This window comes from Streptomyces sp. NPDC002602 (genome assembly GCF_042889445.1).
Classification (GTDB): domain Bacteria; phylum Actinomycetota; class Actinomycetes; order Streptomycetales; family Streptomycetaceae; genus Streptomyces.
The window spans coordinates 164,754-191,013 of the sequence record NZ_JBIAQX010000003.1 but is presented as its reverse complement, the minus strand read 5'-3'; the positions used below and the strand labels follow the sequence as shown (position 1 = coordinate 191,013).

The 26,260-nt window shown below is 70.5% G+C and carries 25 protein-coding genes and 1 riboswitch; of the genes, 10 read left to right on the top strand and 15 right to left on the bottom strand.

Translation table 11 applies throughout. The features are described from left to right. Positions 1 to 63: 63 nt before the first annotated feature. Both ACFYW3_RS10155 and def read left to right on the top strand, forming a co-directional pair. On the top strand, positions 64 to 1,059 hold the full coding sequence (locus ACFYW3_RS10155) for a hypothetical protein (RefSeq protein ID WP_053676495.1): 996 nt from the start codon (positions 64 to 66) through the stop codon (positions 1,057 to 1,059). A gap of 67 nt (positions 1,060 to 1,126) precedes the next feature. Beyond that, complete coding sequence (gene def / locus ACFYW3_RS10150) at positions 1,127 to 1,762, top strand: peptide deformylase (protein ID WP_351378402.1); 636 nt, start codon at positions 1,127 to 1,129, stop codon at positions 1,760 to 1,762. 20 nt (positions 1,763 to 1,782) lie between these two features. Here def and ACFYW3_RS10145 read toward each other — a convergent pair whose 3' ends face one another. After that, complete coding sequence (locus ACFYW3_RS10145; protein ID WP_351749123.1) at positions 1,783 to 2,751, bottom strand: helix-turn-helix domain-containing protein; 969 nt, start codon at positions 2,749 to 2,751, stop codon at positions 1,783 to 1,785. Between the two features lie 81 nt (positions 2,752 to 2,832). On the opposite strand from ACFYW3_RS10145, the gene ACFYW3_RS10140 reads away from it, so the two are divergent. Beyond that, positions 2,833 to 3,120, top strand: coding sequence for a hypothetical protein (locus ACFYW3_RS10140; RefSeq protein ID WP_351749125.1), 288 nt, complete (start codon positions 2,833 to 2,835; stop codon positions 3,118 to 3,120). Here ACFYW3_RS10140 and ACFYW3_RS10135 read toward each other — a convergent pair. The 6 genes from ACFYW3_RS10135 to ACFYW3_RS10110 all read right to left on the bottom strand — a co-directional run bounded on the left by ACFYW3_RS10135 (position 3,072) and on the right by ACFYW3_RS10110 (position 10,797). Then, complete coding sequence (locus tag ACFYW3_RS10135) at positions 3,072 to 4,088, bottom strand: ribonucleotide-diphosphate reductase subunit beta (protein WP_351378411.1); 1,017 nt, start codon at positions 4,086 to 4,088, stop codon at positions 3,072 to 3,074. The two genes, ACFYW3_RS10140 and ACFYW3_RS10135, sit on opposite strands and share 49 nt — an antisense overlap. Continuing rightward, entirely contained in the window at positions 4,088 to 6,496 is a 2,409-nt protein-coding gene (locus ACFYW3_RS10130; protein WP_351749127.1) for a ribonucleoside-diphosphate reductase subunit alpha, read from the bottom strand. Before ACFYW3_RS10130 ends, ACFYW3_RS10135 begins: the two co-directional genes overlap by 1 nt. 188 nt (positions 6,497 to 6,684) lie before the next feature. Next, positions 6,685 to 6,762: riboswitch (cobalamin riboswitch) on the bottom strand. Positions 6,763 to 6,838: 76 nt separating this feature from the next. Beyond that, positions 6,839 to 7,336, bottom strand: coding sequence for a GNAT family N-acetyltransferase (locus ACFYW3_RS10125; RefSeq protein WP_351749130.1), 498 nt, complete (start codon positions 7,334 to 7,336; stop codon positions 6,839 to 6,841). Positions 7,337 to 7,487: 151 nt separating this feature from the next. After that, a complete protein-coding gene (locus tag ACFYW3_RS10120) occupies positions 7,488 to 7,685 on the bottom strand; it encodes a YbdD/YjiX family protein (protein WP_351749327.1) in 198 nt (65 codons plus the stop codon). 5 nt (positions 7,686 to 7,690) lie between these two features. Beyond that, on the bottom strand, positions 7,691 to 9,904 hold the full coding sequence (locus tag ACFYW3_RS10115; protein ID WP_351749329.1) for a carbon starvation CstA family protein: 2,214 nt from the start codon (positions 9,902 to 9,904) through the stop codon (positions 7,691 to 7,693). Positions 9,905 to 10,032: 128 nt separating this feature from the next. Next, positions 10,033 to 10,797: a GntR family transcriptional regulator gene (locus ACFYW3_RS10110; protein WP_053676497.1), complete on the bottom strand. Its 765-nt coding sequence runs from the start codon at positions 10,795 to 10,797 to the stop codon at positions 10,033 to 10,035. 290 nt (positions 10,798 to 11,087) lie between these two features. Between ACFYW3_RS10110 and ACFYW3_RS10105 the strand changes: the two genes are divergently transcribed. The 4 genes from ACFYW3_RS10105 (at position 11,088) to ACFYW3_RS10090 (ending at position 15,815) form a co-directional block, all read left to right on the top strand. Further along, positions 11,088 to 12,377, top strand: coding sequence for an extracellular solute-binding protein (locus ACFYW3_RS10105; protein ID WP_053676423.1), 1,290 nt, complete (start codon positions 11,088 to 11,090; stop codon positions 12,375 to 12,377). A gap of 76 nt (positions 12,378 to 12,453) precedes the next feature. Further along, positions 12,454 to 13,449 (top strand): carbohydrate ABC transporter permease, encoded by a 996-nt coding sequence (locus tag ACFYW3_RS10100; protein ID WP_053676424.1) that lies wholly within the window; start codon positions 12,454 to 12,456, stop codon positions 13,447 to 13,449. Next, positions 13,446 to 14,318, top strand: a complete 873-nt coding sequence (locus tag ACFYW3_RS10095; RefSeq protein WP_053676425.1) for a carbohydrate ABC transporter permease — start codon at positions 13,446 to 13,448, stop codon at positions 14,316 to 14,318. Before ACFYW3_RS10100 ends, ACFYW3_RS10095 begins: the two co-directional genes overlap by 4 nt. Positions 14,319 to 14,324: 6 nt before the next feature. Beyond that, positions 14,325 to 15,815 carry a glycoside hydrolase family 3 protein gene (locus ACFYW3_RS10090; RefSeq protein ID WP_389386040.1) on the top strand — a complete coding sequence of 497 codons (1,491 nt, stop codon included), beginning with the start codon at positions 14,325 to 14,327 and terminating at the stop codon, positions 15,813 to 15,815. A gap of 174 nt (positions 15,816 to 15,989) precedes the next feature. Here ACFYW3_RS10090 and nagB read toward each other — a convergent pair whose 3' ends face one another. Further along, positions 15,990 to 16,775 (bottom strand): glucosamine-6-phosphate deaminase, encoded by a 786-nt coding sequence (gene nagB / locus ACFYW3_RS10085; RefSeq protein ID WP_351378426.1) that lies wholly within the window; start codon positions 16,773 to 16,775, stop codon positions 15,990 to 15,992. A 684-nt stretch (positions 16,776 to 17,459) separates the two neighbouring features. On the opposite strand from nagB, the gene ACFYW3_RS10080 reads away from it, so the two are divergent. Beyond that, complete coding sequence (locus ACFYW3_RS10080) at positions 17,460 to 18,929, top strand: PAS domain-containing sensor histidine kinase (protein WP_351749331.1); 1,470 nt, start codon at positions 17,460 to 17,462, stop codon at positions 18,927 to 18,929. A 177-nt stretch (positions 18,930 to 19,106) separates the two neighbouring features. On the opposite strand, the gene ACFYW3_RS10075 is transcribed toward ACFYW3_RS10080, so the two are convergent. Both ACFYW3_RS10075 and ACFYW3_RS10070 read right to left on the bottom strand, forming a co-directional pair. Next, positions 19,107 to 19,364 carry a WhiB family transcriptional regulator gene (locus ACFYW3_RS10075; protein ID WP_004937597.1) on the bottom strand — a complete coding sequence of 86 codons (258 nt, stop codon included), beginning with the start codon at positions 19,362 to 19,364 and terminating at the stop codon, positions 19,107 to 19,109. A gap of 319 nt (positions 19,365 to 19,683) precedes the next feature. Next, entirely contained in the window at positions 19,684 to 20,649 is a 966-nt protein-coding gene (locus tag ACFYW3_RS10070) for a diacylglycerol kinase family protein (RefSeq protein WP_351749137.1), read from the bottom strand. Positions 20,650 to 20,733: 84 nt separating this feature from the next. Here ACFYW3_RS10070 and ACFYW3_RS10065 point away from each other — a divergent pair, with 84 nt between their 5' ends. Then, complete coding sequence (locus ACFYW3_RS10065; RefSeq protein WP_389386039.1) at positions 20,734 to 21,186, top strand: hypothetical protein; 453 nt, start codon at positions 20,734 to 20,736, stop codon at positions 21,184 to 21,186. Between the two features lie 22 nt (positions 21,187 to 21,208). Here the strand turns inward: ACFYW3_RS10065 and ACFYW3_RS10060 are convergent, their stop codons facing one another. The 3 genes from ACFYW3_RS10060 to ACFYW3_RS10050 all read right to left on the bottom strand — a co-directional run bounded on the left by ACFYW3_RS10060 (position 21,209) and on the right by ACFYW3_RS10050 (position 23,104). After that, positions 21,209 to 22,207, bottom strand: a complete 999-nt coding sequence (locus ACFYW3_RS10060) for an RNA polymerase sigma factor SigF (protein ID WP_389386038.1) — start codon at positions 22,205 to 22,207, stop codon at positions 21,209 to 21,211. Positions 22,208 to 22,224: 17 nt separating this feature from the next. Continuing rightward, complete coding sequence (locus ACFYW3_RS10055; protein WP_053676432.1) at positions 22,225 to 22,638, bottom strand: anti-sigma regulatory factor; 414 nt, start codon at positions 22,636 to 22,638, stop codon at positions 22,225 to 22,227. Positions 22,639 to 22,843: 205 nt separating this feature from the next. After that, a complete protein-coding gene (locus ACFYW3_RS10050) occupies positions 22,844 to 23,104 on the bottom strand; it encodes a UBP-type zinc finger domain-containing protein (protein WP_389386037.1) in 261 nt (86 codons plus the stop codon). Positions 23,105 to 23,159: 55 nt separating this feature from the next. Between ACFYW3_RS10050 and ACFYW3_RS10045 the strand changes: the two genes are divergently transcribed. After that, a complete protein-coding gene (locus ACFYW3_RS10045; RefSeq protein ID WP_351749144.1) occupies positions 23,160 to 24,740 on the top strand; it encodes a Na+/H+ antiporter in 1,581 nt (526 codons plus the stop codon). Between the two features lie 87 nt (positions 24,741 to 24,827). Here ACFYW3_RS10045 and ACFYW3_RS10040 read toward each other — a convergent pair whose 3' ends face one another. Both ACFYW3_RS10040 and ACFYW3_RS10035 read right to left on the bottom strand, forming a co-directional pair. Then, positions 24,828 to 25,757: a 1-aminocyclopropane-1-carboxylate deaminase/D-cysteine desulfhydrase gene (locus tag ACFYW3_RS10040; RefSeq protein ID WP_389386036.1), complete on the bottom strand. Its 930-nt coding sequence runs from the start codon at positions 25,755 to 25,757 to the stop codon at positions 24,828 to 24,830. Between the two features lie 17 nt (positions 25,758 to 25,774). Continuing rightward, positions 25,775 to 26,050 (bottom strand): hypothetical protein, encoded by a 276-nt coding sequence (locus tag ACFYW3_RS10035; protein WP_389386035.1) that lies wholly within the window; start codon positions 26,048 to 26,050, stop codon positions 25,775 to 25,777. Positions 26,051 to 26,260: the final 210 nt, after the last annotated feature.

The following is a 26,260-nucleotide window of genomic DNA, read 5'->3' as shown; positions in this document are numbered from 1 at the left end:
GCGAGTGGGAGTGTCCGTGAGGGTGTCCGCAAGGCTGCACCGTTGGACCGGCAGGCGGGAATCGTGAGGATCTTCGGGAAGGTACGGCATCGGCCCTCCGCCTCGTGGCGGCAGGCCACCGACCGCGCGTTCACGCTGATCGGCGACGGGCGGTACGAGGACGCGGGCGCGCTGCTGACCAGGGCGGCCGACCTGGAGCCCTGGTTGTCCGAGTCCTGGTTCAACCTGGCCCTGCTGCACAAGTTCCGGCACGACTGGGAGCAGGCGCGGGCCGCCGGGCTGCGCGCGGTGGCCCTGCTGGACCGCGAGACGGGCGCCCCGGACTGGTGGAACGTCGGCATCGCCGCGACCGCGCTCCAGGACTGGCCGCTGGCCCGCCGGGCCTGGCAGGCGTACGGCCTGAAGGTCCCGGGGGACCCGCACGGCACGGGCGGGGCCGGCGAGCCCGTCGGCATGGAACTGGGCAGCGCCGCCGTGCGGCTCTCGCCCGAGGGCGAGGCCGAGGTTGTCTGGGGTCGCAGGCTCGATCCGGCCCGGATCGAGGTCCTCTCGATCCCGCTGCCGTCCTCCGGGCGGCGCTGGGGCGAGGTCGTCCTGCACGACGGGGTGCCGCACGGCGAGCGCATCACCGCCGCCGGCCCCTCCTACCCCGTCTTCGACGAGATCGAGCTGTGGGCGCCGTCGCCGGTGCCGACCTGGGTGGTGCTGCTGGAGGCGGCCACCGAGGCCGACCGCGACGCCCTGGAGCAGTTGGCCTCCGACGCGGGCTTCGCCGCCGAGGACTGGTCCTCGTCGGTGCGGCTGCTGTGCCGGACGTGCTCCGAGAGCGCGATGCCGAGCGACGAGGGCGACGAGCAGCACCCGGACCCGCACGATCACAGCGAGCCCGGCCATCCCGGCCCGCTGGGCCACCGCACCGCCGGTTCCGGTTCCCTGTGGGTCCCCGAGCGCGAGTGCGGCATCGCGGCGCCGGCCGGTCTGGTGCGCGGGCTCCTCGACGGCTGGGTGGCGGACAGCCCGGACAGTCGCGAGTGGCGGGATCTGGAGGAAGTCTGCTGAGTCGGGGCCGTAGGCTGTACGGGTCACATCGGTGACTCGGCGGACTTACGGAAGGCGTACGGCGGACATGGCGCAGCAGGAGAACCAGGTTGTCCCGGTCGACGAAGAGGGCTACGTCGTGGACACGGAGGACTGTGAGGCGCGCGAGCTCGCCTACCGTGAGCGCGGCACCTCCCGCCCCATCACGGTGGTCGGCAATCCGGTCCTGCACCGGGAATGCAAGGACGTCACCGAGTTCGGCGACGAACTGGCCGGGCTGATCGACGACATGTTCGCGAGCCAGAAGACCGCCGAGGGCGTGGGCCTGGCCGCGAACCAGATCGGCGTGGACGCCAAGGTCTTCGTCTACGACTGCCCGGACGACGACGGCAAGCGGCACACCGGTGTCGTCGTCAACCCGAAGCTGGTCGAGCTGCCGGTCGGCGCCCGCGTGCTGGACGACTCCAACGAGGGCTGCCTGTCGGTCCCGACGGCCTACGCCTCGCTGGCCCGCCCGGACTACGCCGAGGTCACCGGCCAGGACGCGCAGGGCAACCCGATCAAGGTCCGGGGCACCGGCTACTTCGCGCGCTGCCTCCAGCACGAGACGGACCACCTGTACGGGTACCTGTACATCGACCGCCTCTCGAAGCGCGACCGCAAGGACGCCCTGCGACAGATGGACGAGGGCACCCCGCGCTACGAGGTCGTCCCGAACGCCTGAGCCGCTCCGCCCGAGCCGGTCTACGCCACGGCCTGCGGGCCCCGGAAGGCGCGCCTGAACGAGTTCGGCGTGGTGCCCAGGGCCCGCAGGAAGTGGTGGCGCAGCGCCGCCCCGTTGCCGAAGCCGCAGCGGCCCGCGATGGCGTCGATCGTCTCGTCGGAGGATTCCAGCAACTCCTGCGCCAACAGGACGCGTTGACGCAGCACCCACTGGTACGGAGTGGAACCGGTCTCCTGCTGGAAACGGCGGGCGAAGGTGCGCGGGGCCATGTGCGCGCGGTCCGCGAGCTGCTCGACCGTGATCTCCTCGTCCAGGTGGCGCGCCATCCAGGCGATGACCTCCCCGACCGTGTCGCAGGAGGTGCGGGGCAGCGGCCGTTGGATGAACTGGGCCTGGCCGCCGTCCCGGTGGGGAGGTACGACCATCCGCCGGGCGATGGTGTTGGCCACCTCCGCGCCGTGTTCCTGTCGTACGACGTGCAGGCAGGCGTCGATGCCCGAGGCGGTGCCCGCGGCGGTGATCACCGAGCCCTCGTCCACGTAGAGCACGTCCGGGTCGACGACGGCCTTCGGGAAGCGGCGGGCCAGGGCCGGGGCGTGCATCCAGTGCGTGGTGCAGCGCCGCCCGTCGAGCAGCCCGGCCGCGCCGAGCAGGAAGGCCCCGCTGCACACGCTGAGCAGCCGCGCCCCCCGGTCCACGGCCCGGCGCAGGGCCTCCAGCAGTTCCTCGGGGTACTCCCGGGTCGGGGCCGTGCGGTCGGCCGGCAGACAGATCAGGTCCGCGACCTCCAGCCGTTCCAACCCGTGCGGGGCCACGATGTCGAAGTGTCCGTCGCCGGTGGTGGACCGCCGGTCCTCCGCGGCGCACACGGCGAAGTCGTAGACCGGCAGCCCCATGTCGCTGCGGTCGAGTCCGAAGACCTCGCAGAAGATCCCCAGTTCGAAGGGGGCGACCCCGTTGGCGAGGGCCACGGCCACATTGGTCAGCATGCCGCCAGTGTGGCAGTAATTCGCACTTCCATGACAGTCCTGCCACTGTCGGGTTTTCGCCGGCCTCGCGAGAGTGGAGGGGTGAACACGCTTCTGAGCCACCTCGTCGTCCTCGCCGTCGCCGGCCTCCTCGCGGGCCCGGCCCTGTACGGACTCCTCCTCGAACGCCGCGTCGACCGGCAGTTGCGAGCCGCCCGCGAGCGGGAGGAGGCCGTCCGGGAAACACGGCGGCGCCCCCGCCCGGGACCCCCGGAGATCCGGGAGGTCCACCCCGTGGGCGGGGGCGCTGCCACGTCGTACGGCCGTGAGAGGAAGGGGACTCAGAAGTCCTCGTCCAGGTCGACGGTGCCCTCGACCGCCACCTGGTAGGCCGACGGGCGGCGCTCGAAGAAGTTCGTCAGCTCCTGGACGCCCTGCAGCTCCATGAACGAGAACGGGTTCTGCGAGCCGTACACCGCCGGGAAGCCCAGGCGCACCAGACGCTGGTCCGCGACGCACTCCAGGTACTCGCGCATCGACTCGGTGTTCATGCCCGGCAGGCCGTCACCGCACAGGTCGCGGCCGAACTGCAGCTCCGCCTCGACGGCCTCCTTCAGCATGTCGGTGACCTGCTGCTGGAGGGCGTCGTCGAAGAGCTCCGGCTCCTCCTTGCGGACCGTGTCGACGACCTCGAACGCGAAGTTCATGTGCATGGTCTCGTCACGGAACACCCAGTTGGTGCCGGTGGCCAGACCGTGCAGCAGGCCGCGCGAGCGGAACCAGTACACGTACGCGAAGGCACCGTAGAAGAACAGGCCCTCGATGCACGCCGCGAAGCAGATCAGGTTCAGCAGGAAACGGCGCCGGTCGGCGGCCGTCTCCAGTCGGTCGATCTTCTCGACCGAGTCCATCCACTTGAAGCAGAACTGCGCCTTCTCGCGGATCGAGGGGATCTCCTCGACCGCGTCGAACGCCGCCGCCCGGTCGTCCGGGTTGGGCAGGTAGGTGTCGAGCAGCGTCAGGTAGAACTGGACGTGCACGGCCTCCTCGAACAGTTGGCGCGACAGGTACAGCCGCGCCTCCGGGGAGTTGATGTGCTTGTACAGGGTCAGCACGAGGTTGTTCGAGACGATCGAGTCACCCGTCGCGAAGAACGCGACCAGGCGGCCGATCATGTGCTGCTCGGACGGGGTCAGCTTCGCGAGGTCCGCGACGTCCGAGTGCAGGTCGACCTCCTCGACCGTCCACGTGTTCTTGATCGCGTCGCGGTAGCGCTCGTAGAAGTCCGGGTAGCGCATCGGGCGGAGCGTGAGCTCGAAGCCCGGGTCCAGGAGGTTCTTGTTCTCGTTGGAGCTCATTACTGGCAGGCCTCGCAGGACTCGGGGTTCTCAAGGGAGCAGGCCAGCGCGTCGGCGTCGACGGCCTGCGGAAGCGGGGCGGCCGCCGCCGGGACGGCGGAGCCGGACGCCGCGCGGGCGATCTTCGTCGCCGGGCGCGAGCGCAGGTAGTACGTGGTCTTCAGGCCCTGCTTCCAGGCGTACGAGTACATCGAGGACAGCTTCCCGATGGTCGGCGTCTCCAGGAACAGGTTCAGCGACTGCGACTGGTCGAGGAACGGCGTACGGGCCGCCGCCATGTCGATCAGGCCGCGCTGCGGGATCTCCCACGCCGTGCGGTACAGCTCGCGCACCTCGGCCGGGATCCAACCGAAGCCCTGCACCGAGCCGCTGGCCTCGCGCAGCGCCTCGCGGGACTGGGCGTCCCACACGCCGAGCCGCTTCAGCTCGGCCACCAGGTAGGCGTTCACCTGGAGGAACTCACCGCTGAGCGTCTCGCGCTTGAAGAGGTTGGAGACCTGGGGCTCGATGCACTCGTACACGCCCGCGATCGAGGCGATCGTCGCGGTCGGGGCGATGGCGAGGAGCAGCGAGTTGCGCATGCCGGAGGTCGCGACCCGGGCGCGCAGCGCCTCCCAGCGCTCCGGCCAGTTCAGCTCGGTGTCGTAGTGGTCCGGGTGCAGGACGCCGCGGGCGGTACGGGTCTGCTCCCAGGCGGGGAGCGGGCCGTTGCGCTCGGCGAGGTCGCAGGAGGCCTCGTACGCGGCCAGCATGATCCGCTCGGAGAGCTTCGTGGACAGCGCCCGCGCCTCGGGGGAGTCGAAGGGCAGCCGCATCTGGAAGAAGACGTCCTGGAGGCCCATCGCGCCCAGACCCACCGGACGCCAGCGGGCGTTGGAACGCCCGGCCTGCTCGGTCGGGTAGAAGTTGATGTCCACCACGCGGTCGAGGAAGGTCACGGCGGTCCGGACGGTCGAGTCCAGCCGCTCCCAGTCGATGTCGCCGTCGACCACGAACGCGCCGAGGTTGACCGAACCGAGGTTGCAGACGGCCGTCTCGCCGTCGTTGGTGACCTCGATGATCTCGGTGCAGAGGTTCGAGGAGTGGACGACCGTGCCCGGCTCCGCGGTCTGGTTCGCCGTGCGGTTGGAGGCGTCCTTGAACGTCATCCAGCCCTGGCCGGTCTGCGCGAGGGTGCGCATCATCCGGCCGTACAGCTCCCGGGCGGGCATGGTCTTGCGGGCCAGGCCGGCCGCCTCGGCCGCGCGGTAGGCGGCGTCGAACTCGTCGCCCCACAGGTCCACCAGCTCGGGGACCTCGGCCGGGGAGAACAGCGACCAGTCGGAGTCGGAGTTGACGCGGCGCATGAACTCGTCCGGCACCCAGTGGGCCAGGTTCAGGTTGTGCGTACGGCGCTGGTCCTCGCCGGTGTTGTCGCGCAGCTCCAGGAACTCCTCGATGTCCGCGTGCCAGGTCTCCAGGTAGACGGCGGCGGCGCCCTTGCGCCGGCCGCCCTGGTTCACGGCCGCGACGGAGGCGTCGAGGGTCTTCAGGAACGGCACGATGCCGTTGGAGTGGCCGTTGGTGCCGCGGATCAGCGAACCGCGGGCGCGGATGCGGGAGTACGACAGGCCGATGCCGCCGGCGTGCTTCGACAGGCGGGCGACCTGGTGGTAGCGGTCGTAGATCGAGTCGAGCTCGTCCAGCGGGGAGTCCAGCAGGTAGCAGGAGGACATCTGCGGGTGCCGGGTGCCGGAGTTGAAGAGGGTGGGGGAGGACGGAAGGTAGTCGAGGCGGCTCATCAGCCGGTAGAGCGAGGCCACTTCCTCGACGGCCTGGACCGTCTCGTTCTCCGCGAGACCACAGGCCACGCGCAGCATGAAGTACTGCGGGGTCTCGATGACCTGGCGGGTGAGGGGGTGGCGCAGCAGGTAGCGGCTGTGCAGGGTGCGCAGGCCGAAGAACCCGAAGCGGTCGTCGGCGCCCTCGGCGAGCGCGTGCTCGACCAGCGCGTTCAACCGGCTCGCGTGGGTCGCCACGAACGCGGCCGTGCGGTCGGCGATCAGGCCCTCGCGGTGGCCGACCTCGACGGAGGCGGAGAAGGAGGTGGACCCCTGGCCCGCGGCCTCGTCACGGACGGCCAGCGTCAGCAGGCGCGCGGCCAGCCGGGAGTACGCCGGGTCCTCGGAGATCAGACCGGCGGCGGCCTCGGTCGCCAGCCCGCGCAGCTCGGCCTCGTCGGAGGCGGCGCTGCGGCCGCGGAGCGCGGCGGCGGCGACCCGGCCGGGGTCGGTGTCGGGAAGGTCGGCCGTCAGCTCGGTCAGGGTGCGCAGCAGCGCGGCCCCGGGTCCCCCGGACGTGATCGCGGTCTCGATCGCGGACTCGGACGGAACGGACTCTGCGCGCGGTGCGGAGGGCGCGATGGTCACGGGGGGAGCTCTCCCTTGCTCGGCTCCGGGAACACCGACGGCGCGGGCACGAGCGGGCGCATGCGGACCTCGCACGCTCCGGCCCGGACAGGGCGGGCGGTACGTGCACCGCATGGCGTCCACCGGCCCAACCGCGAGGCCCGGACGTGTCTGCACCCGGTTCGGTCGAGCCGGGCGCGCTGTCGACAGGTCCTCGGACTTGTAGTTGCACGAATGGGTGCACTTCACACCGTTGCGGGACAGTTCCGGATTCGCACCGGATTCCCCTGCGACGACAGCGAGCACGAGCATACATGTGGGGGCGGGTGGATGCGTGACCCCCCACATGTTGTGTCGGCGTGGTTACAGCTCCAGACGGTAGGTCAGGAGTGTGAGGCCCGGGATCGGGGCCCAGTCTCGTTCTGGTGTTCGGGTGAAGCCGAGGCGCTCGTAGATCCTGTGCGCCCCCGTCATCGACCGCTGGGTGGACAACACCAGGTGCGTCACGCCCTCCAGGGCCCTCGCCCGGGCCATGCACGCCCGCACCAGAGCCTCGCCCGCCCCGCGTCCGCGCGCCTCGCGTGCGACGGCCAACATCCGGAACTCCGCCTCGCCCGGGCCCGCGATGTCGGCCAGCGGGCTCGCGTTCGAGGCGAACGTCACCCCGCCGAGGACCGTGCCGTCGTGGTCCGCGACGAGCACCTCCCCGGAGGCGGCCCGGCCGGCCACGTCGCGCAGCACGTTCAGGTACGAGTCGTCCTCGTTGAAGTCCAGCAGCCCGTCGTCCAGGTAGGCCCGCGCGGTGATCTCGCCGAGCTCTTCGTATTCGGCGGCCGCGGCCGCCCTGATCACGATGTCCATGCCGTCGAGTGTGTCGGACGGGCGTGCGAGGGGTCGCGCGTGTCCACGGACGGGGGCGCCGAGCGCGTACGCCCGGGTCCGGACGGGCGCGCGAAGGGCCGCCGGGTTCCCCGGGGGGAACGCGGCGGCCCTTCGGGAGCCCCGGACGGAGTCAGCAGCAGCGGAAGCCCTCGCGCGGGTCGGCCTCGCGGGCGTCGGTGCGGGCCCGCTCGAAGGCGCGCCGCGTCATGACCTCGGCGTCCGTGTCGTGCGCGCGGGCGTGTGCGACGTACCGGTCGTACGCGGCCTCGCCCGAGAACTCGCGGACGTAGAAGCGGGTCTTCGCCCACGCCCCGCGCACGGCCGTCAGGCCGCTCACGCGACCGGTTCCCGGGTCTTGCCGCCGCCGGAGTCGAGGCCCGCGGCGGCGAGTTCCGCCCGTTCCTCGGGGGTGGCGATCAGACCGGCCGGGGCGACGATCTTCGACTCGGTCCACGGGGTCTCGGTGAGGGTGACCGTCTCCGGCTTGCGGACGGCCTTGACGCAGGTCCGGGCCGCGTCCAGCAGCACGATGATGATCAGGACCGCGAACAGCACCGACAGGACGCCGTCCACCGTGGCGTTGGTGACCACGGTGTGCATCTCGCCCATGGTCTTGGCGGGCTTGATCACCTTCCCGGCCTCGATGCCGTCCTGGTACAGGTCCCGCTGAGCGAAGAACCCGATCTTCGGGTTGTCGGAGAAGATCTTCTGATAGCTGGCGGTGAGGGTGACCGCCACGTCCCAGGCCAGCGGGACGCCCGTCACCCAGGCCCACTTCAGCCGACCCGACTTGATCAGCAGGGTGGTGCAGACGGCCAGGGCCACCGCCGCGAGGAGCTGGTTCGCGATGCCGAACAGCGGGAAGAGCTGGTTGATGCCGCCCAGCGGGTCACTGACACCGACCCACAGGAAGTAGCCCCAGCCGCCGACGACGACCGCGCTCGCGATCCACACGCCCGGCTTCCAGCTGACGTCCTTGAAGGACTTGTGCACGTTTCCGAGGGTGTCCTGGAGCATGAACCGACCGACCCGGGTGCCCGCGTCGACGGTGGTCAGGATGAACAGCGCCTCGAACATGATGGCGAAGTGGTACCAGAAGGCCTTCATCCCGGCGCCGCCGATGACCGACGAGAAGATCTCCGACATTCCGAGTGCGAAGGTCGGCGCGCCGCCCGTCCGTGACAACAGGCTGGTCTCCTCCACGTCCTTCGCCGCCTGGGCGAGGGCCTCCGGGGAGATGGCGAAGCCGAAGTTCGTCACCGCCTGCGAGGCGGTCTCGACGGTGGTGCCGACCACGCCGGCGGGGGAGTTGACCGCGAAGAACAGCCCGGGCTCGATGATGCAGGCCGCGATCACCGCCATGACGGCGACGAAGGACTCGGTGAGCATCGCGCCGTAGCCGATGACCTGGACCTGGGTCTCCTTCTGGATCATCTTCGGGGTGGTGCCCGAGGAGACCAGGGAGTGGAAGCCCGACAGCGCACCGCAGGCGATGGTGATGAACACGAAGGGGAACATCGAACCGGCGAAGACCGGACCGTCGCCGCGCGAGGCGAACTCGGTCACCGCGGGCATCTTCAGCATCGGCATGGCGATGACCACGCCCACCGCGAGCAGCGCGATCGTGCCGACCTTCATGAAGGTGGAGAGGTAGTCGCGGGGCGCGAGCAGCATCCACACCGGCAGCACCGACGCCACGAAGCCGTAGGCGACCATCCAGATGACGAGGGTCTGCTTGTCGAGGGTGAAGAACTCGGCGAGCGAGGAGTCCGCCACCCAGCCGCCCGAGACGATGGCGAGCAGCAGCAGGGCGACGCCGATCAGGGAGACCTCGGTGACGCGCCCGGGGCGCAGCACGCGCAGGTAGAAGCCCATGAACAGGGCGATGGGGATGGTCATGCCGATGGAGAAGACGCCCCAGGGGGAGTCCGCCAGGGCGTTGACGATGACCAGTGCCAGCACCGCGAGCAAAATGATCATGATGGCGAACACGGCGACCAGGGCGGCGGCTCCGCCCACCGGGCCGATCTCGTCACGGGCCATCTGCCCGAGCGAACGGCCGTTGCGCCGGGTCGAGAAGAAGAGCGTGACCATGTCCTGGACCGCGCCGGCGAAGATCACGCCCGCCACGATCCAGATCGTGCCCGGCAGGTAACCCATCTGCGAGGCGAGCACCGGGCCGACCAGCGGGCCCGCTCCGGCGACGGCGGCGAAGTGGTGACCGAAGAGCACGCGACGGTCTGTGGGGTGGAAGTCGACACCGTTGTCAAGGCGTTCGGCCGGGGTCGCCCGGGTCTTGTCCACCTTCAGTACGCGGTTCGCGATGAAGCGCGCGTAGAAGCGGTAGCCGATCGCGTACGAGCCCAGGGCGGCGGCGAGCAGCCACGCGGCCGAGATCTCCTCGCCCCGCGAGAGGGCCAGTACGCCCCAGCCGATCGCGCCGATGAGACCGACGAGCACCCAGACGGCGATCGACTTCGGCGAGAGCCCCCCTGACGAGGCTCCCGCCGTGTCCCGTTGTGTACCTGTTGCTTCCGGTTCCGCCATGATCGTCGTCCCCTCGTTGATCACTGCTTGAGCGCAGGGAATCTACGGGGGCTGACCGGTGAACGTAAGCCCCCGTCCGTATAGCGGTACGAGCGTCCACCGGGGGCCGATCAGGAGTCAACCGTTGATCAGAGGGCAGGTCGCTGAAGGCGGGCGACGAATTTATAACGGTCGCCGCGATACACCGAACGTACCCATTCGACCGGTTCGCCGTCGGCGTCCAGCGAGTGCCGGGAGAGCATCAGCATCGGCAGGCCGACGTCGGTGCCGAGCAGTCCGGCCTCGCGCGGGGTGGCCAGTGAGGTCTCGATGGTCTCCTCGGCCTCCGCGAGCCGTACGTCGTACACCTCCGCGAGGGCGGTGTAGAGAGAGGTGTACTTGGCCAGCGAACGGCGCAGCGCGGGGAAGCGCTTGGCCGACAGGTGGGTGGTCTCGATGGCCATCGGCTCGCCGCTCGCCAGGCGCAGTCGCTCGATGCGCAGCACCCGCCCACCGGTGGTGATCTTGAGCAGTCCGGCGAGTGTGTCGTCGGCCGTCACGTAGCCGATGTCGAGGAGCTGTGAGGTGGGCTCCAGCCCCTGGGCCCTCATGTCCTCGGTGTACGAGGAGAGTTGGAGCGGCTGGGAGACCTTGGGCTTGGCCACGAAGGTGCCCTTGCCCTGGATGCGTTCCAGCCGGCCCTCGACGACGAGCTCCTGCAGGGCCTGGCGGACCGTGGTCCGCGAGGTGTCGAACTCGGCCGCCAGCGTGCGCTCCGGCGGCACCGGGGTGCCCGGGGGGAGCGTCTCGGTCATGTCGAGCAAGTGCCGCTTGAGTCGGTAGTACTTGGGCACCCGCGCCGTGCGAGTGGCCGCCCCGCCTTCCGGCTCCGTGGTCGCCCCTTCGGTGGCCATCGCCGCCCGCCTTCCCGACTCCAGTTTCGCTGCCGTCACCGGCTCCTCCATATGTGCGGTCACATCGTGACACGAGCGGGAGGACAGGCCTCCTCCCTCCCCCAGGTGTCGGTCCGATAACGGACCGATCACCCGCTCATTAGACCCTTGACACCCCTAAAGGTCTAGGCCAAGCTCCGGTTGCTGGTCTAAACCAATATGGATCGGATCCCGGCCCCACGTGCAGTACTTCGCGTATGTCGCCGCGGCGGGCAAGGGAAGTGCATGAAGGCATCCCTGAGGAGGGTGGCGTGAAGCGCAAGCTCATCGCGGCGGTTGGAGTCGCGGGCATGGTTATCGGCCTGGCGGCGTGCGGTGGCTCGGACGACAAGGGCGGCAACACTGCCGACAAGGCGTCCGGCGCCAAGGAGTTGACCGTCTGGCTGACGGTCGACGCCCAGAACAACTGGCCGGAGCTGGTCAAGGCGGCCGATGACGCGGTCGTCGCGAAGCACCCCGGTCTCACCGTCAAGCACGAGTACTACGGCTGGCCGGACAAGAACGCCAAGCTGGACGCCGTGCTCGCCACGGACAAGGCGCCGGACGTCGTCGAGATGGGCAACTCCGAGATGATCGGCTACATGTCGACCGGAGCCTTCTCCGAGGTGGACCCGTCGAAGTTCGACAACTCCTCCGCGTGGCTGGACGCCCTCAAGGAGTCCGTGACCTACGACGGCAAGACGTACGGCGTCCCGTACTACGCCGGTGGTCGCGTCGGCACCTGGCGCAAGGACCTGGCCGCCGAGGCCGGCGTCACCGCCGCCCCCAAGACCTGGGCCGAGTACACCGGCGCCCTGGACAAGATCCAGGCCGCCAAGGGCGACAAGTTCAGCGCCCTGTACCAGCCGTCGCCCGACTGGTACGCCGCGATGTCCTACGTCTACGACGCCGGCGGCGCCATCGCCAAGAAGGACGGCGACAAGTGGAAGGGCACCCTGTCCTCCCCCGAGTCGCTGAAGGGGCTCAAGCAGTACAAGGAGCTCCTCGACAAGTACATGCACGCGGACAAGACCAAGGACGAGTCCGACCGCCCGGTCGTCTTCGCCCAGGGCAACTCCGCCGCCATCTTCGCGGCCGCCTGGGAGGGCGCCACCGCGGCCGACCCGAAGAACGACAAGGTCGGCGGCCTGAAGGACAAGCTGGAGAACTTCGTCCAGCCCGGCCCGAACGGCAAGAACCTCCCGGTCTTCCTCGGCGGCTCCGACCTCGCGGTCCCGGCCAAGTCCAAGGCCAAGGACATCGCCTCCGAGTGGATCAACGCCTTCACCGGCGCCCAGGGCCAGAAGGGCCTGATCGCCAAGGGCAACCTGCCCAACAACAAGACGGACCTCGGCCCGCTCAAGTCCGCCCCGGCGACTCAGGTCGCGGCCACCGCCGCCGAGTCCTCCTGGTTCGTGCCGACCGCCCCGGGCTGGGGCCAGGTCGAGAAGGCCAAGCTCCTGCAGACCCTGCTCCAGGAGATCGGCACCGGCAAGAAGTCGGTCGAGGACGCGGCCAAGGCCGCCGACGCCGAGATCGACAAGGTCATCAACAGCAAGTGACCTCTGGCCGGCAGGGCCCCGCCACATCGGCGGGGCCCTGCCGCCCGTCACGAGAGGGACCCCCGAGGAGCACGCGATGAGTGCCGCACAGACAACCACCGCCGACCTGCCGCCGGCGAAGCAGAACACCTCCGTTGGAATCGGGACGGGACGCACGGGCAAGCCGGGGAAGCCGACCCGCAAGGGTTCCGGCGCGACCCCGTGGCTGCTGCTCGCCCCGTGCCTCCTGGTCATCGTCCTCGTCATGGGGTACCCGCTCTTCAGACTCGTGTCCCTCTCCTTCCAGAGCTTCGGCAAGTCCGAACTCTGGGGCTTCAAGGACGCCGAGTTCGTCGGGCTCGACAACTTCACGAAGATCCTCGGCGACGGGGTCTTCTGGACCGTCGTCCTGCGCACCGCCGTCTTCGCGGCCGGCGCGGTCGTCCTGACGATGGTCATCGGCATGCTGATCGCGCTGCTGCTCCAGAAGGTGTCCGGCTTCGTCAAGGCGCTCATCAGCATCGCCCTCGTGGCGAGCTGGGGCATGCCGATCATCGTCGCAACCGCCGTCTTCAAGTGGCTCTTCGACGCCGACTACGGCGTCCTCAACTACCTGATGAGCAAGCTGCCCGGCGTCGACATGATCGGGCACAACTGGTTCGCCAGTGGCCCCCAGGGCCTCGCGGTGATCATGCTCCTGGTGGTCTGGGGGGCGGTGCCCTTCGTCGTCATCACCCTCAGCGCGGGCCTCACCCAGGTGCCCAAGGAGCTGGAGGAGGCAGCGCGCCTCGACGGCGCCGGCGCGTGGGGCGTGTTCCGCCACGTCACCCTGCCGATCCTGAAGCCGATCATCGTGATGCTGACGACCCTCTCGGTCATCTGGGACATGGGCGTCTTCCCGCAGGTCTTCGTGATGCGCAACGGCAACCCCGAGGCCGAGTTCCAACTGCTGACCACCTACTCCTACCAGCAGGCCTTCGTGGTCAACGACTACTCGGGCGGCTCCGCCATCGCCCTCGTGACCGTCCTGCTGCTGCTCGGAGTGGTCGCCGTCTACATGCGCCAGATGCTCAAGATCGGAGAGGTGGAGTGACCTCGACCACCGCGACCCCGCCCGTCGCCCGCCGCAAGCAGAACAAGCCGAAGGCGAAGTCGAAGCTCGGCTGGAACCTCATCGGCCTCGTGGTCTTCGCCACCGTCGGCTTCCCGGTCTACTGGATGCTGAACACGGCCTTCAAGCCGGCCAAGGACGCGATCGACCCGAACCCCCACTTCTTCCCGCGCACCTTCACCCTGGACAACTTCCGGCGTGCGCTGGAGATCTCCGACTTCTGGGGTCCCGTCGGCCGAAGCATGATCGTCTCGCTCGTCGTCGTGTCCATCGGCATCGTCGTCGGCATGCTGGCCGCCCTGGCCATCTCCCGCTTCGCCTTCCGCGGCCGCAAGATCGTCATCGTGGGCATCCTCGCCGTCCAGATGATCCCGCTCGTCGCGATGATCATCCCGGTCTTCCTGCTCCTCAACGACCTCGGCCAGTACGACAAGCTCACCGGCCTGATCATCACGTACCTGACGTTCATCCTCCCCTTCACCGTGTGGACGCTGCGCGGATTCATCGTCAACATCCCGAAGGAACTGGAGGAGGCCGCCCAGGTCGACGGCTGCACGCCGACCGGCGCCTTCCTGCGCGTGGTCTTCCCGCTGCTCGCCCCCGGCATGGTCGCCACCTCGGTCTACGGGTTCATCCAGGCGTGGAACGAGTACCTCTACGCACTGATGCTGATGAGCCAGCAGAACCAGACCGCCACCGTCTGGCTCGGCAACTTCACCACCAAGAACGGCACCGAGTTCGCGCCCATGATGGCCGGCTCCACCATGATGGCGATCCCGATCGTCGTGCTCTTCCTCATCGTCCAGCGCAAGATGGCCGCGGGCCTCACCGCCGGCGCCGTGAAGGGATAACGGCCCATGACTGTCCTTGCGCACCACACCGACACCCTCACCCGGGACGCGCTCGCGGTGCTCCAGCCCGGCTTCGAGGGCACCACCGCCCCCGCCTGGCTGCTGCGCCGGGTCGCCGAGGGCCTCACCGCCGTCGGCCTCTTCGGCCGCAACATCACCTCGTCCGACCAGCTCTCCGCGCTGACCGCGCGACTGCGCGCCGAGCGCGACGACGTGCTCGTCGCCATCGACGAGGAGGGCGGCGACGTCACCCGCCTGGAGGTCCGGGGCGGCTCGTCCTTCCCCGGCAACCTGGCCCTCGGCGCGGTGGACGACACCGCGCTGACCCGCGACGTCGCCCGGGAGCTGGGTCGCCGGCTCGCCGAGTGCGGGGTCAACCTCAACTGGGCGCCCTCCGCCGACGTCAACTCCAACCCGGACAACCCGGTCATCGGCGTACGGTCCTTCGGCGCCGACACCGACCTCGCCGCCCGCCACACCGCCGCCTACGTCGCGGGGCTCCAGGCCGCCGGCGTCGCCGCCTGCACCAAGCACTTCCCGGGCCACGGCGACACCAACGTCGACTCGCACCACGCGCTGCCCCGCATCGACGTGGACCTCGACACCCTGACGGCGCGTGAACTCGTACCGTTCAAGGCCGCCATCGAGGCCGGTACGAAGGCCGTCATGAGCGCGCACATCCTGGTGCCCGCCCTCGACCCGGCCCGCCCGGCCACGCTGAGCCCGCGCATCCTGACCGGACTGCTGCGCAAGGAACTCGGCTACGAGGGCCTGATCGTCACCGACGGCATGGAGATGCACGCCATCGCCGGCACCTACGGCATCGAGCGCGGCTCGGTCCTGGCCATCGCCGCGGGCGCCGACGCGATCTGCGTCGGCGGCGGGCTCGCCGACGAGGCGACCGTGCTCGCCCTGCGCGACGCGCTGGTCGCCGCCGTCCGCGAGGGCACGCTGCCCGAGGAGCGGCTCGCCGACGCCGCCGCCCGGGTCCGCGCCCTCGCCGACTGGACCCGGCGATCGCGGGCCGCCGTCACCGACTCGGGCGCGCGGGAGGGGAACGCGCCCGACATCGGCCTGACGGCGGCCCGCAGGGCGGTGGTCGTGAGCGGTTCGCCGACTCCCGTCACCGCCCCGTACGTCGCCACGCTCGCACCCGTCGCGAACATCGCGGTGGGCGACGAGACCCCGTGGGGCGTCGCGGCGGAACTGGCCGAGCTGCTCCCCGGCACCCGGTCGGGCGTGTACCCGCGGGGCGCCGGCGCCGGGGACGTCCTGGCGGCGGCGGGGGACCGCACCGTCGTCGCGGTCGTCCGGGACGCGCACCGGCACCCGTGGATGATCGAGGCCCTGGACGCGCTGGTCACGGCCCGCCCCGACACGGTGGTGGTCGAGATGGGCCTGCCGCGCGCCGAGCCGCGCGGGGCGCTGTACATCGCGACGCACGGCGCCTCACGGGTGTGCGGGCGGGCCGCCGCGGAGGTCATCGCGGGCGTCTAGGCCGGCTCTCTCGGATCCGGCCGCCTCGCAGGCCACGGAGCCGGGCACCCGTCACGGGGGTGCCCGGCTCCGTCGTGTCCGGGGGCGGCCGGCATGTCGGGTACGCGGAAGGGCCGGGTACGCGGAAGGGCCGGGCCGCCCCGTCAGGGAGGCCCGGCCCTTCGCGGCCGTCGGCTACAGACCCTGCCAGGAGGGCTTGTTGGCGTACGTGTGGCGGAAGTAGTCCGCCAGCTTCAGCTTGGACGCGGCGGCCTCGTCCACGACGACCGTGGCGTGCCGGTGCAGTTGGAGCGCGGATGCCGGGACGAGCGCGGACAGCGGCCCCTCGACCGTCTGCGCGACCGCCTCGGCCTTGCCCTCGCCGGTGGCCAGCAGGACCAGGTGACGGGCGTCGAGGATGGTGCCGATGCCCTGGGTGATGACGTGGTGCGGGACCTGGTCCATGTCGTTGTCGAAGAAGCGCGCGTTGTCCACGCGGGTCTGCTCCGTCAGCGTCTTGATCCGGGTGCGGGAGGCGAGGCTGGAGCACGGCTCGTTGAAGCCGATGTGCCCGTCGGTGCCGATGCCGAGCAGTTGGAGGTCCACGCCGCCGGCCGCGGCCAGGGCCTCGTCGTAGGCCACACAGGCCGCCTGGACGTCCTCGGCGGACCCGTCCGGCCCCATGAACGAGGACTCGGTGAGCCCGAGGGGCGCGACGACCTCGCGGAGCACGACCGCGCGGTAGGACTCGGGGTGGCCCGCCGGCAGGCCTACGTACTCGTCGAGCTGGCAGACCCGGGCCTTCGAGGCGTCGACCAGGCCGGCCTCGACCTTGGCCGCGAGGGCCTCGTAGACGGGCAGCGGGGTAGAGCCGGTCGCCACGCCGAGCAGGGCGTCGGGCTTGCGGCGGACCAGGGCGGCCATGGCCTCCGCGATGAGCTCGCCGCCTGCCTTGGCGTCCGGGACGATGACAACTTCCACGCGGGGCCTGCCGATCTGGAGAGGTGGTGTGGTATAGACCAATCTAACAGAACGGACCCCTTCCCGGCGGGCCGCTTCCCTCTTTCCATGGTGGTCCCGCCCGCTGTCCGCGGCCTCCCGGAAGCCGTCGGAGGCGCCGCCCCCTCGGGGTCGCTCGGGGCCCGGATCCAGTCGGTCACGGAGCGTGACGGCCAGGGGAGGGGAGTCGTGCGGGGATGGTGCTTCGCGTGTGCGTCGATCGGCGCGTGAAGGGGTGACCCGGGGAAAAGGCGCGCAAATTCAGCGGCTCTCGCGCGAACGCGGCGGGGAATTGCGGGGAATGGGGCTCTGCGGCCCTGGAATTCCTCTGGGCCACGGTGCGGGACGGGACCCTCGACCCGCCCGGCACCGTAGCCCGGAGTACTTACGGCCGGCGGGTGTGCGGTTCCCTCCGGCCGGTGGGAGGAGCCCGCGCGGTCAGGGCAGAGCGCGCGGGTTACCTCGATCCGTCCTCCTGTGCGGGGAGGGCGGAAGCTTAAGTCAATTGTGGACTAGACCATTCTGTTCTGTCCATCCAATGACGGGGGTATGCGACCCGTCACTTCCTCCAACAGTACGCGGACCGGGCCCCTCCTGGGTACTCCTGGGTAAGAGCCGTGGGGAAAGTCATGGCCATACCCGGGGTACGCTCGCCACGTGCCCTCCATGAACGACCTCGTACGCCAGCACACCGCTCTCGGTGAAACCGACCTGGAGTGGCTCCACCTGCTGGTTTCCGAGTGGCAGCTGCTCTCCGACCTCTCCTTCGCCGACCTCGTGCTGTGGGTGCCCACCCTCGACGGCACCCGGTACGTGTCGGTCGCGCAGATGCGCCCGAACACGGGGCCGACCTCCTATCAGGACGACATGGTCGGACACCTGGTTCCGCGCGGCCGGCGTCCGCTGCTCGACGCGGCGCTCGACGAGGGGCGGATCGTGCGCGAGGGCGACCCGGAGTGGCGCGAGGAGGTCCCGGTCCGCGTCGAGTCGATCCCCGTCCGTCGTGAGGGGCGGGTACTGGGAGTGATCGCCCGCAACACCAACCTGCTCACCGTGCGTACACCGAGCCGACTGGAGCTGACCTACCTCCAGTCGGCCTCCGACCTGGCCCAGATGATCGCGGCGGGCTCCTTCCCGTACCCCGGCCAGCAAGTGGACATGGACGCCTCCCCGCGCGTCGGGGACGGCCTGATCCGGCTCGACGCCGACGGGGTGGTCACGTACGCGTCCCCGAACGCGCTCTCCGCCTACCACCGGCTCGGCCTCGCCTCCGACCTGGTCGGCCAGCACCTGGGCAACGCCACCGCCGAACTCGCCCCCTCCCGGGGCCCGGTGGACGAGGCCCTGGTCAAACTCGCCAGCGGCTGGGCCCCCCGGGAGACCGAGGTCGAGGGGAACGGCGGCGTCATCCAGCTACGGGCGATCCCGCTCAAGCCCAAGGGCACCCGGATCGGTTCCCTGGTGCTGTGCCGCGACGTGACGGAACTGCGTCGTCGCGAACGTGAATTGATCACCAAGGACGCGACCATCCGGGAGATCCACCACCGGGTGAAGAACAACCTCCAGACGGTGGCCGCGCTCTTGCGGCTCCAGGCCCGCCGAATGGATTCCCCGCAGGGCCGGGAGGCCCTGAACGAGGCGGTGCGCCGCGTCGGATCGATCGCGATCGTGCACGAGACGCTCTCCCAAAACCTGGACGAGCGCGTGGAGTTCGACGAGATCGCCGACAGGGTGATCGCGATGGTCGCCGAGATCTCGCCCGGCAAGGTGGAGTGCCGACGCACCGGCCGGTTCGGGATCCTCGACGCCGAGGTCGCGACCCCGCTGTCGATGGTGCTGACCGAGATCCTGCAGAACGCCCTGGAACACGCCTTCACCCAGGGGGAGGGCGGCACCGTCGAGGTGTCCGCCGCGCGCTCCGGCTCCGGGCGGGCCGACGCCCGACTGTTGATCACGGTGCTCGACGACGGGTGCGGCCTGCCCGAGGGCTTCGATCCCCAGCGGGCCGGCAACCTCGGGCTCCAGATCGTGCGCACCCTCGTGGAGGGTGAACTCGGGGGAACGTTCGACATGGTCCGGGTCGAACCGCGCGGCACCCGGGTCGTCCTCGACATACCGGCCAGCCCGCAGAAGTAGCAGCGAGTAGCAGCCGGGACATGACCCTGAGTGACGATTCCGATCGGTTCTGATCCGTTTCGCATCCCGCACAGCACTGAGCCCCGGACCGAAAGTTCTCGGTCCGGGGCTCAAGAGCACGTTGCTGAGCGCTTATACGGGTACTACGCGCTGCGGCTCGAGGCTCGAAAGTCGATGTCAGGCGGTGGCGTTGCGCGCCCGATTGCGAGCGGCGCGGCGCTTCATCGCGCGGCGCTCGTCCTCGCTGAGGCCGCCCCAGACGCCGGAGTCCTGACCGGACTCGAGCGCCCACTGCAGGCACTGCTCCATCACGGGGCAGCGGCGGCAGACGGCCTTGGCTTCCTCGATCTGCAGCAGCGCAGGACCGGTGTTGCCGATGGGGAAGAAGAGTTCCGGGTCTTCCTCACGACAAACGGCGTTGTGACGCCAGTCCATGGCTGCTCCATCTCCTTGTATTGCGGGCAGGTTGCTTGTGAATGTGAACGCTTTCACGAATCCCCCCGTGAGGGAAGGGCCGACCCCCAGTTGCCTGGTGGGGTCCGAGATTCGTGGAGGGGTTCTGGCGATCTGTGTGGGTGCCGGGTTGTGCGGGCTGTCCCGATCGCCATGTAGAGATTCGCAAACCTCGGACGGGGATACAACCCCTTCCGGAAAGTTTTTTTGGATTCGTCGGTGTCTACTAGGTCACAGCCCTAGTTCCTGGGGGTGGACCAGCGTGTATACGTTCGAGTGAAAGGACTTTTGGCCCTTCCACTCACACAATCACACGCAGTGCACGGCGTACGCCTGTGAACCGAACGCTGGTGCGTAGCCCGAGGTGGTCGCCGTCCATCTGGAACGGGAGCGGAACCTTCGAATGCAAGGTGAAGTCGGTCAGATCGTGCAGAGACACCGCATGCTTGCCGTGCGGCCCGCGTTCAGGAGTCGAGGTCAGGAGCTGCGTGGCGTACCTGGCGACCGCCGGAGTTGACAAACGATCGAGTGCCAGTACGTCAAGCGCGGTATCGAACGACGCCTCCGGGGACGCGTAAAGCGGACGATTGCCCAGATACGTCCACGGCGAGGTGTTGCAGACTATCGACAGCACCAGATCCGTCACCGGATCCGCGCCGGGCCGCTCCAGCGTGACCGTGCCGTGCCTGCGGTTCGGCTCGTCCCAGAACTGGCGCATGAGCTGTCGCACATAGAGGGAGTGCGTCGAACGCTTGCCGCGTTCCCGCTGCTGCTCCACCCGCCCCACCACACCCGCGTCGAAGCCGAAGCCCGCGCAGAAGGTGAACCAGCGCGCCGGGACGGACTCGTCCTCCGTGCCCGGGGTGCCGGCCGCCAGACCGAGGCCGACCGTCCGTTCGCGTTCCTCGCGCAGGGCGTCGAGCAGGGCGCCGGTCGCCTCGACCGCGTCGTTCGGCAGGCCGAGCGCACGGGCGAACACGTTCGTGGATCCGCCGGGGACCACCGCGAGCCGGGGCAGCCGGTCCGGATCGGGCCCGTTGTGCAGCAGCCCGTTGACCACCTCGTTGACGGTGCCGTCCCCGCCCAGCGCCACGACGAGATCGACACCCTCGTTGGCCGCCCTGCGCCCGAGGTCCCGCGCGTGCCCCCGGTACTCGGTGGTCACCGCCTCCAGCTTCATCTCGCTGGCCAGGGCGTGGGTCAGGACGTCACGCGTGCGCGCACTGGTCGTCGTCGCTGCTGGGTTGGCCACGAGAAGTGCACGCATGAACGCCAGCCTACCCACCCCTCCGAGGGAGGCCCCTACTGCCCGTCCCCTCCGGGGCCGGCGGGGCGCGGCTACCCTGCTGGGGTGAGTAAGAAGCCGACCTCGAACGTTCCCGCCCCCTCGCCCGCGACGTCCCCCGCCGTGCTGCCCGGTCGGCTGACGGCCGCCGCCGTGCTCACCGCGCTGGAGGGCCTGGCGCTCGCCGGCCTCGGCGTCTACATGCTGTACGTGGGCATCGCCGGCGATCCCGACTCCCCGCAGCAGGCCGAGACCGGGGGTGTGACGCTGCTCGCGCTCGCCGCGCTGCCGCTGATCGCGGCGCGCGGGCTGCGCCTGGGCCGCCGCTGGAGCCGCGGCCCGGCGCTGATCACCCAACTGATGGCGATGCCGGTCGCCTGGACCCTGTGGACCACGGGCGGGGCGATGGTCGCCGCCGCGGTGGCGCTGGCGCTCACCGCCGTGGCCGTGGGGGCGCTGCTGGTGAACCCGACGGCCACCGAAGCGCTTGGTATCGGGCCTGGGGAACAGACCCGATAACCCGTACGTCGATCCGTACGTCCTACTCCTCGACGAGGAGCTTCTCCCGGAGCTGGGCCAGGGTGCGGGCCAGCAGTCGCGAGACGTGCATCTGGGAGATGCCGACCTCCTGCGCGATCTGCGACTGGGTCATGTTGCCGAAGAACCGCAGCAGCAGGATCCGCTTCTCCCGCGGCGGCAGTCCTTCCAGCAACGGCTTGAGGGACTCGCGGTACTCGACGCCCTCCAGCGCCTCGTCCTCCGAACCCAGGGTGTCCGCCACCGCCGGCGACTCGTCGTCGGTGTCCGGGACGTCCAGGGAGAGCGTGCTGTAGGCATTGGCCGATTCCAGCCCCTCCAACACCTCCTCCTCGGAGATGCCGAGCCGTTCGGCCAACTCGTGCACCGTGGGGGAGCGGCCGTGTTGCTGCGAGAGTTCCGCCGTGGCCGTGGTCAACGAGAGCCGCAGCTCCTGAAGGCGCCGCGGCACCCGCACCGCCCAGCCCTTGTCACGGAAGTGGCGCTTGATCTCGCCGACGACCGTGGGCGTGGCGTACGTCGAGAACTCGACGCCGCGGTCCGGGTCGAACCGGTCCACCGACTTGATCAGGCCGATGGTCGCCACCTGGGTCAGGTCGTCGAGCGGCTCCCCGCGGTTGCGGAACCGCCGTGCCAGGTGCTCGACCAGCGGCAGGTGCATCCGGACCAGCCGGTTGCGAAGTTCGGCCCGCTCCGGCGAGCCGTCGGGCAGTTCCCGCAGCTCGAAGAAGAGGGCCCGCGCGCCACTGCGGTCGCGCGGATCCGGCAGCGGCACGTGCGCCATCGGGATCGGGGCCATCGGGGCCGTGGCAGCGGCCGGCGGTGGCTGTGCTGGTTGTGGTTCTTCGTGCTGGTTCTCGCTCACAGGGCCCGCCCGTCGCTCCGCCGAGTCCAAAAAGCCGTCTTCCGCATCCGCGTCGGCCGGGTGTGGCCGGGCGTGCAGTTGCTCCGGGATGCCACCGTCGACCTCGTGTCGTACCCGGGGCCGATCCCCGCCCCGCACCGGGATCTCCCCGCCGCTCACGCCGGGCCTGGCCCCGCGCCGCGCTGTTTGTAGAGGCTGATGCTCACTGTCCGGTCCTCCTCGACCGTCGCCTCGACCTTGCCGGCCAGCGCCGACAGGACCGTCCACGCGAACGTGTCCCGCTCCGGTGCGCGCCCGTCGGTGGTCGGTGCGGAGACCGTGACCTCCAGCGAGTCGTCGACCAGCCGGAAGACGCAACTGAGGACGGAGCCGGGCACGGCCTGCTGGAGCAGGATCGCGCAGGCTTCGTCCACCGCGATGCGGAGGTCCTCGATCTCGTCGAGGGTGAAGTCCAAACGTGCGGCGAGGCCGGCCGTGGCCGTTCGCAGCACCGACAGGTAGGCACCCGCAGCCGGCAGCCGGACTTCCACGAAGTCCTGGGTCCCGGGCTCGCCTGCGATCTGGGACACCCTCACCTCCAAGGTGGTACGAGCTCTGTTCGCCGGTGACGCTATCGCGATCCGGGCGATCGTGTCGCGGCACCCCGTGTGACACCTGCCCGGAGTACCCACGCCCGCAGGCCGGTGACCGATGGTAAGCCCATGGGTACGGACAGTGGCTAGGGGTCTGCGGGCCCAAATCAGGGGAACCGGCGGAGGGTTGACCTACCCCGCCTCAGACGATCGAACCGTCGACAAAACACCACCGCCAGGTCTCGCCCGGTTCGAAGCTGCGCATCATCGGGTGACCCGTCTCGCGGTGGTGTGCCGTGGCGTGCCGGTAGGGGGAGGAATCGCAGCAGGCCACGTAACCGCACGCCAGGCACATCCGCAGCTGCACCGGATGGCTTCCGAGTGTCAGACATTCGGGACAGGTCTGGGCAAGGGGGATGGGCTCGGGGCGCGGCAGTTCGGCAACGTGGGTGCACTCGCTCATGATGGCCAGCGTACTGAGGTGCGGGCGCCCGCGGACTGATGAGGATGGGTCTTCGATGGAGGTATTGCCGCTGGTGGCACTCGTGGCGGGCAGCGCGGTGGTCGCGGGGTTGGCCCGTCGGACGTCCGTGTCGGCCCCGCTGCTGCTCGTCGCGGCCGGTTTGATGGCGTCGTACATCCCGGGCGTGCCGTCGTACACGCTCGACCCGCACATCGTGTTGCCGCTGCTGCTCCCGCCGCTGCTGCACACCGCCGCCATGGAGAGCTCCTACCTGGACCTGCGGGCCAACGCGCGGCCGATCGCCCTGTTGTCGGTCGGGTACGTGCTCTTCGCGACGCTCGCCGTCGGGTACGCGGCCTACCTGCTCGTACCCGGTCTGTCACTGCCGGTGGCGCTGGTGCTGGGCGCGGTCGTCGCGCCGCCGGACGCGGTGGCCGCCACCGCGATCGCCCGCAAACTCGGCCTGCCGAACCGGATCACGACGATCCTCCAGGGCGAGTCCCTGGTGAACGACGCCACCGCCATCACCGCGTACAAGGTGGCCCTGGCGGCGGCGGTCGGCGTCAGCGCCGGCTGGGCGGGCGGGATCGTCGAGTTCCTGCTGGCCTCGGTGGGCGGCGTCGGCATGGGCCTGCTGCTGATGGTGCCCATCCACCTGCTGCGCAGGTCGCTGCGGGACCCGCTGCTCCAGAACACCCTGTCGCTGCTGATCCCCTTCGTGGCGTACGCGGCGGCCGAACGGGTGCACGCGTCCGGGGTGCTCGCCGTGGTCGTCGTCGCGCTGTACCTCGGACACCGCAACTGGCAGGTCGACTTCGCCACCCGGCTCCAGGAGGCCGCGGTGTGGAAGGTGATCTCCTTCGTCCTGGAGTCGGTGGTCTTCGCGCTGATCGGGCTCCAACTGCCGGTGGTCCTCAAGGGGCTCGACGAGTACGCGGGCCCGGACGCGGCCTGGTACGCGCTGGCGGTGTTCCTGGCCGTGGTCGTGGCCCGGTTCGTCTGGGTGTTCCCGGCGACCTTCCTGCCGCGGGTGCTGTCCGAACGGATCCGCGAGCGGGAGCCGGAGACCAACTGGAAGGCGCCCGTCATCGTGGGATGGGCGGGCATGCGCGGTGTGGTCTCGCTGGCCATCGCCTTCTCCGTCCCGCTGAGCGTGCCGCACCGCAACCTGATCCTGTTCCTGACCTTCACCACCGTCATCGGGACCCTGGTGGTCCAGGGCCTGACGCTGCCCCCGCTGATCCGCCTGCTGAGGCTGCCGCCGAGGGACGCGCAGGCCGAGACGCTGGCGGAGGCGCAGGCGCAGAGCGAGGCGTCGCGGTCGGCGGAGGAGCGGCTCGACGAACTGCTCGCCGACCCGGCGAACGCGCTCCCGCCGCCGCTCGCGGACCGGCTGCGCACGGTGCTGGAGCGGCGGCGCAACGCGGTGTGGGAACGGCTCGGCGAGGTCAACGCGGTCACGGGCGAGTCGGCGGACGACGTCTACCGGCGCCTGGCCGGCGAGATGATCGAGGCCGAGCGGGAGGTGTTCGTGACGCTGCGGGACCAGCGGCGGATCGACGACGAGATGCTGCGGGCGTTGCTGCGCAGGCTGGACCTGGAGGAGGCGGCGGCCTACCGGGAGGAATCCTCCTGACCCCGGGCGCGGCGGGCGCCGGGCGCCGGGGCGGGGTCGGGTCGGGTCGGGTCGGGTCGGGGAGGCCGCCGCTCCCGGGCGGCGGGGTCAGGGGCGGCCCGTGACGACGGCCGCGAGGGTGGTGCCCGGGGGGAACGTGCCGGACTCCGTCAGGGCGGTCAGCGCCCAGAGCAGCTTCGCGACGTAGACACGCTCGATCGGGACCCCGTGGCGGCGCTCGAAGTCCGCCGCGAACGCCTCCAGTTCCGCCGGGACCTTCGCGTACCCCCCGTGGTCGAAGCCCTCGGCCAGGGTCCAGTCGCCGACCGGGCCTGCGAAGGCGGCCTCCTGGAGGGAACGTATCTCCGCCGCCAGGAAGCCACCCGCGAGCACCGGTACGCCCCACGCCCGCTGCGCGGGGCCCAGCCCCGCCGCCAGGCCCGCCAGGGTGCCGCCGGTGCCGCAGGCGACCGCCACCACGTCGGCCGCGCCGCGCAGCTCGCGGCCCAGCTCCGCGCAGCCGGTCAGGGCGAGGGCGTTGCTGCCGCCTTCGGGGATCACGTACGCGCCCTCCGCGCCCGCCGCCGCGAGCAGCCGGGCCAGGATGTCGGGTTCGGCCTTGCGGCGGTAATGCGACCGGGACGTGAAGTGCAGCCGCATCCCGTCCGCCGCGCAGCGGGCCAGGGACGGGTTCAGCGGCCGGCCGGCCAACTCGTCGCCCCGGACCACGCCGACCGTCGGCAGCCCGAGCAGCCGCCCGGCGGCGGCGGTGGCCCGCAGGTGGTTGGAGTAGGCCCCGCCGAAGGTCACCAGCGCCGGGAACCCCCCGTCCAGGGCCGCCCGCAGGTTCGGCGCGAGCTTGCGCCACTTGTTCCCCGGCAGCTCGGGGTGCACGAGGTCGTCCCGCTTGAGCACCAACCGCACGCCGTACCGCTCGAACCGCTCGTCCGACGCCTCGACCAGCGGCGACGGCGGGCGGGGCAGGAGCAGGGAGCGGGGATCCACGGGGCTGTTCACCCGCCCATTGTGGGCGCTCATGTCCATGCCGTCGCACGTCAGAGCCCCTCCTCTGATCGCCGTCGTCGGCGCCGGCGGCCCGGAGCCCACGCCTCGCGGGTGACGCGCGCGTGATCCGTGAACACCCGCCTGAACAGGTCGTGCCCCGTCCGCCCGGCGTGCCGCAGAGCCCAGTCCTGCGCGTCCGCCTGCTCGGCATGAGCGCCGGACTCGGCTGCACAGCCCTCGGCGACGCAGAACGCCTCGCAGGTCACCCCGCCCTCGGGGGCGTGCCGGATCGTGTGGGCGACGTAGCGGAGCACGGCGCGGGTCATCGACTCACCTCCGCGTGTGGGTGCCGGCGGATCTCCACGTTGCAGTCCACGACTGCCGAGAGGTCCCGGCGCCGGTAGCACTCTGTGCGCTGAGCGACCAGCGCACCGCACACGTCGCAGTGCGGATCCGCCGGATCGGGGTCCGGTGCCGGGAACGGATCACGCTGTTCGACCTGTTGCCACGATTCCCGCACCATTTCGAAGCCCCTT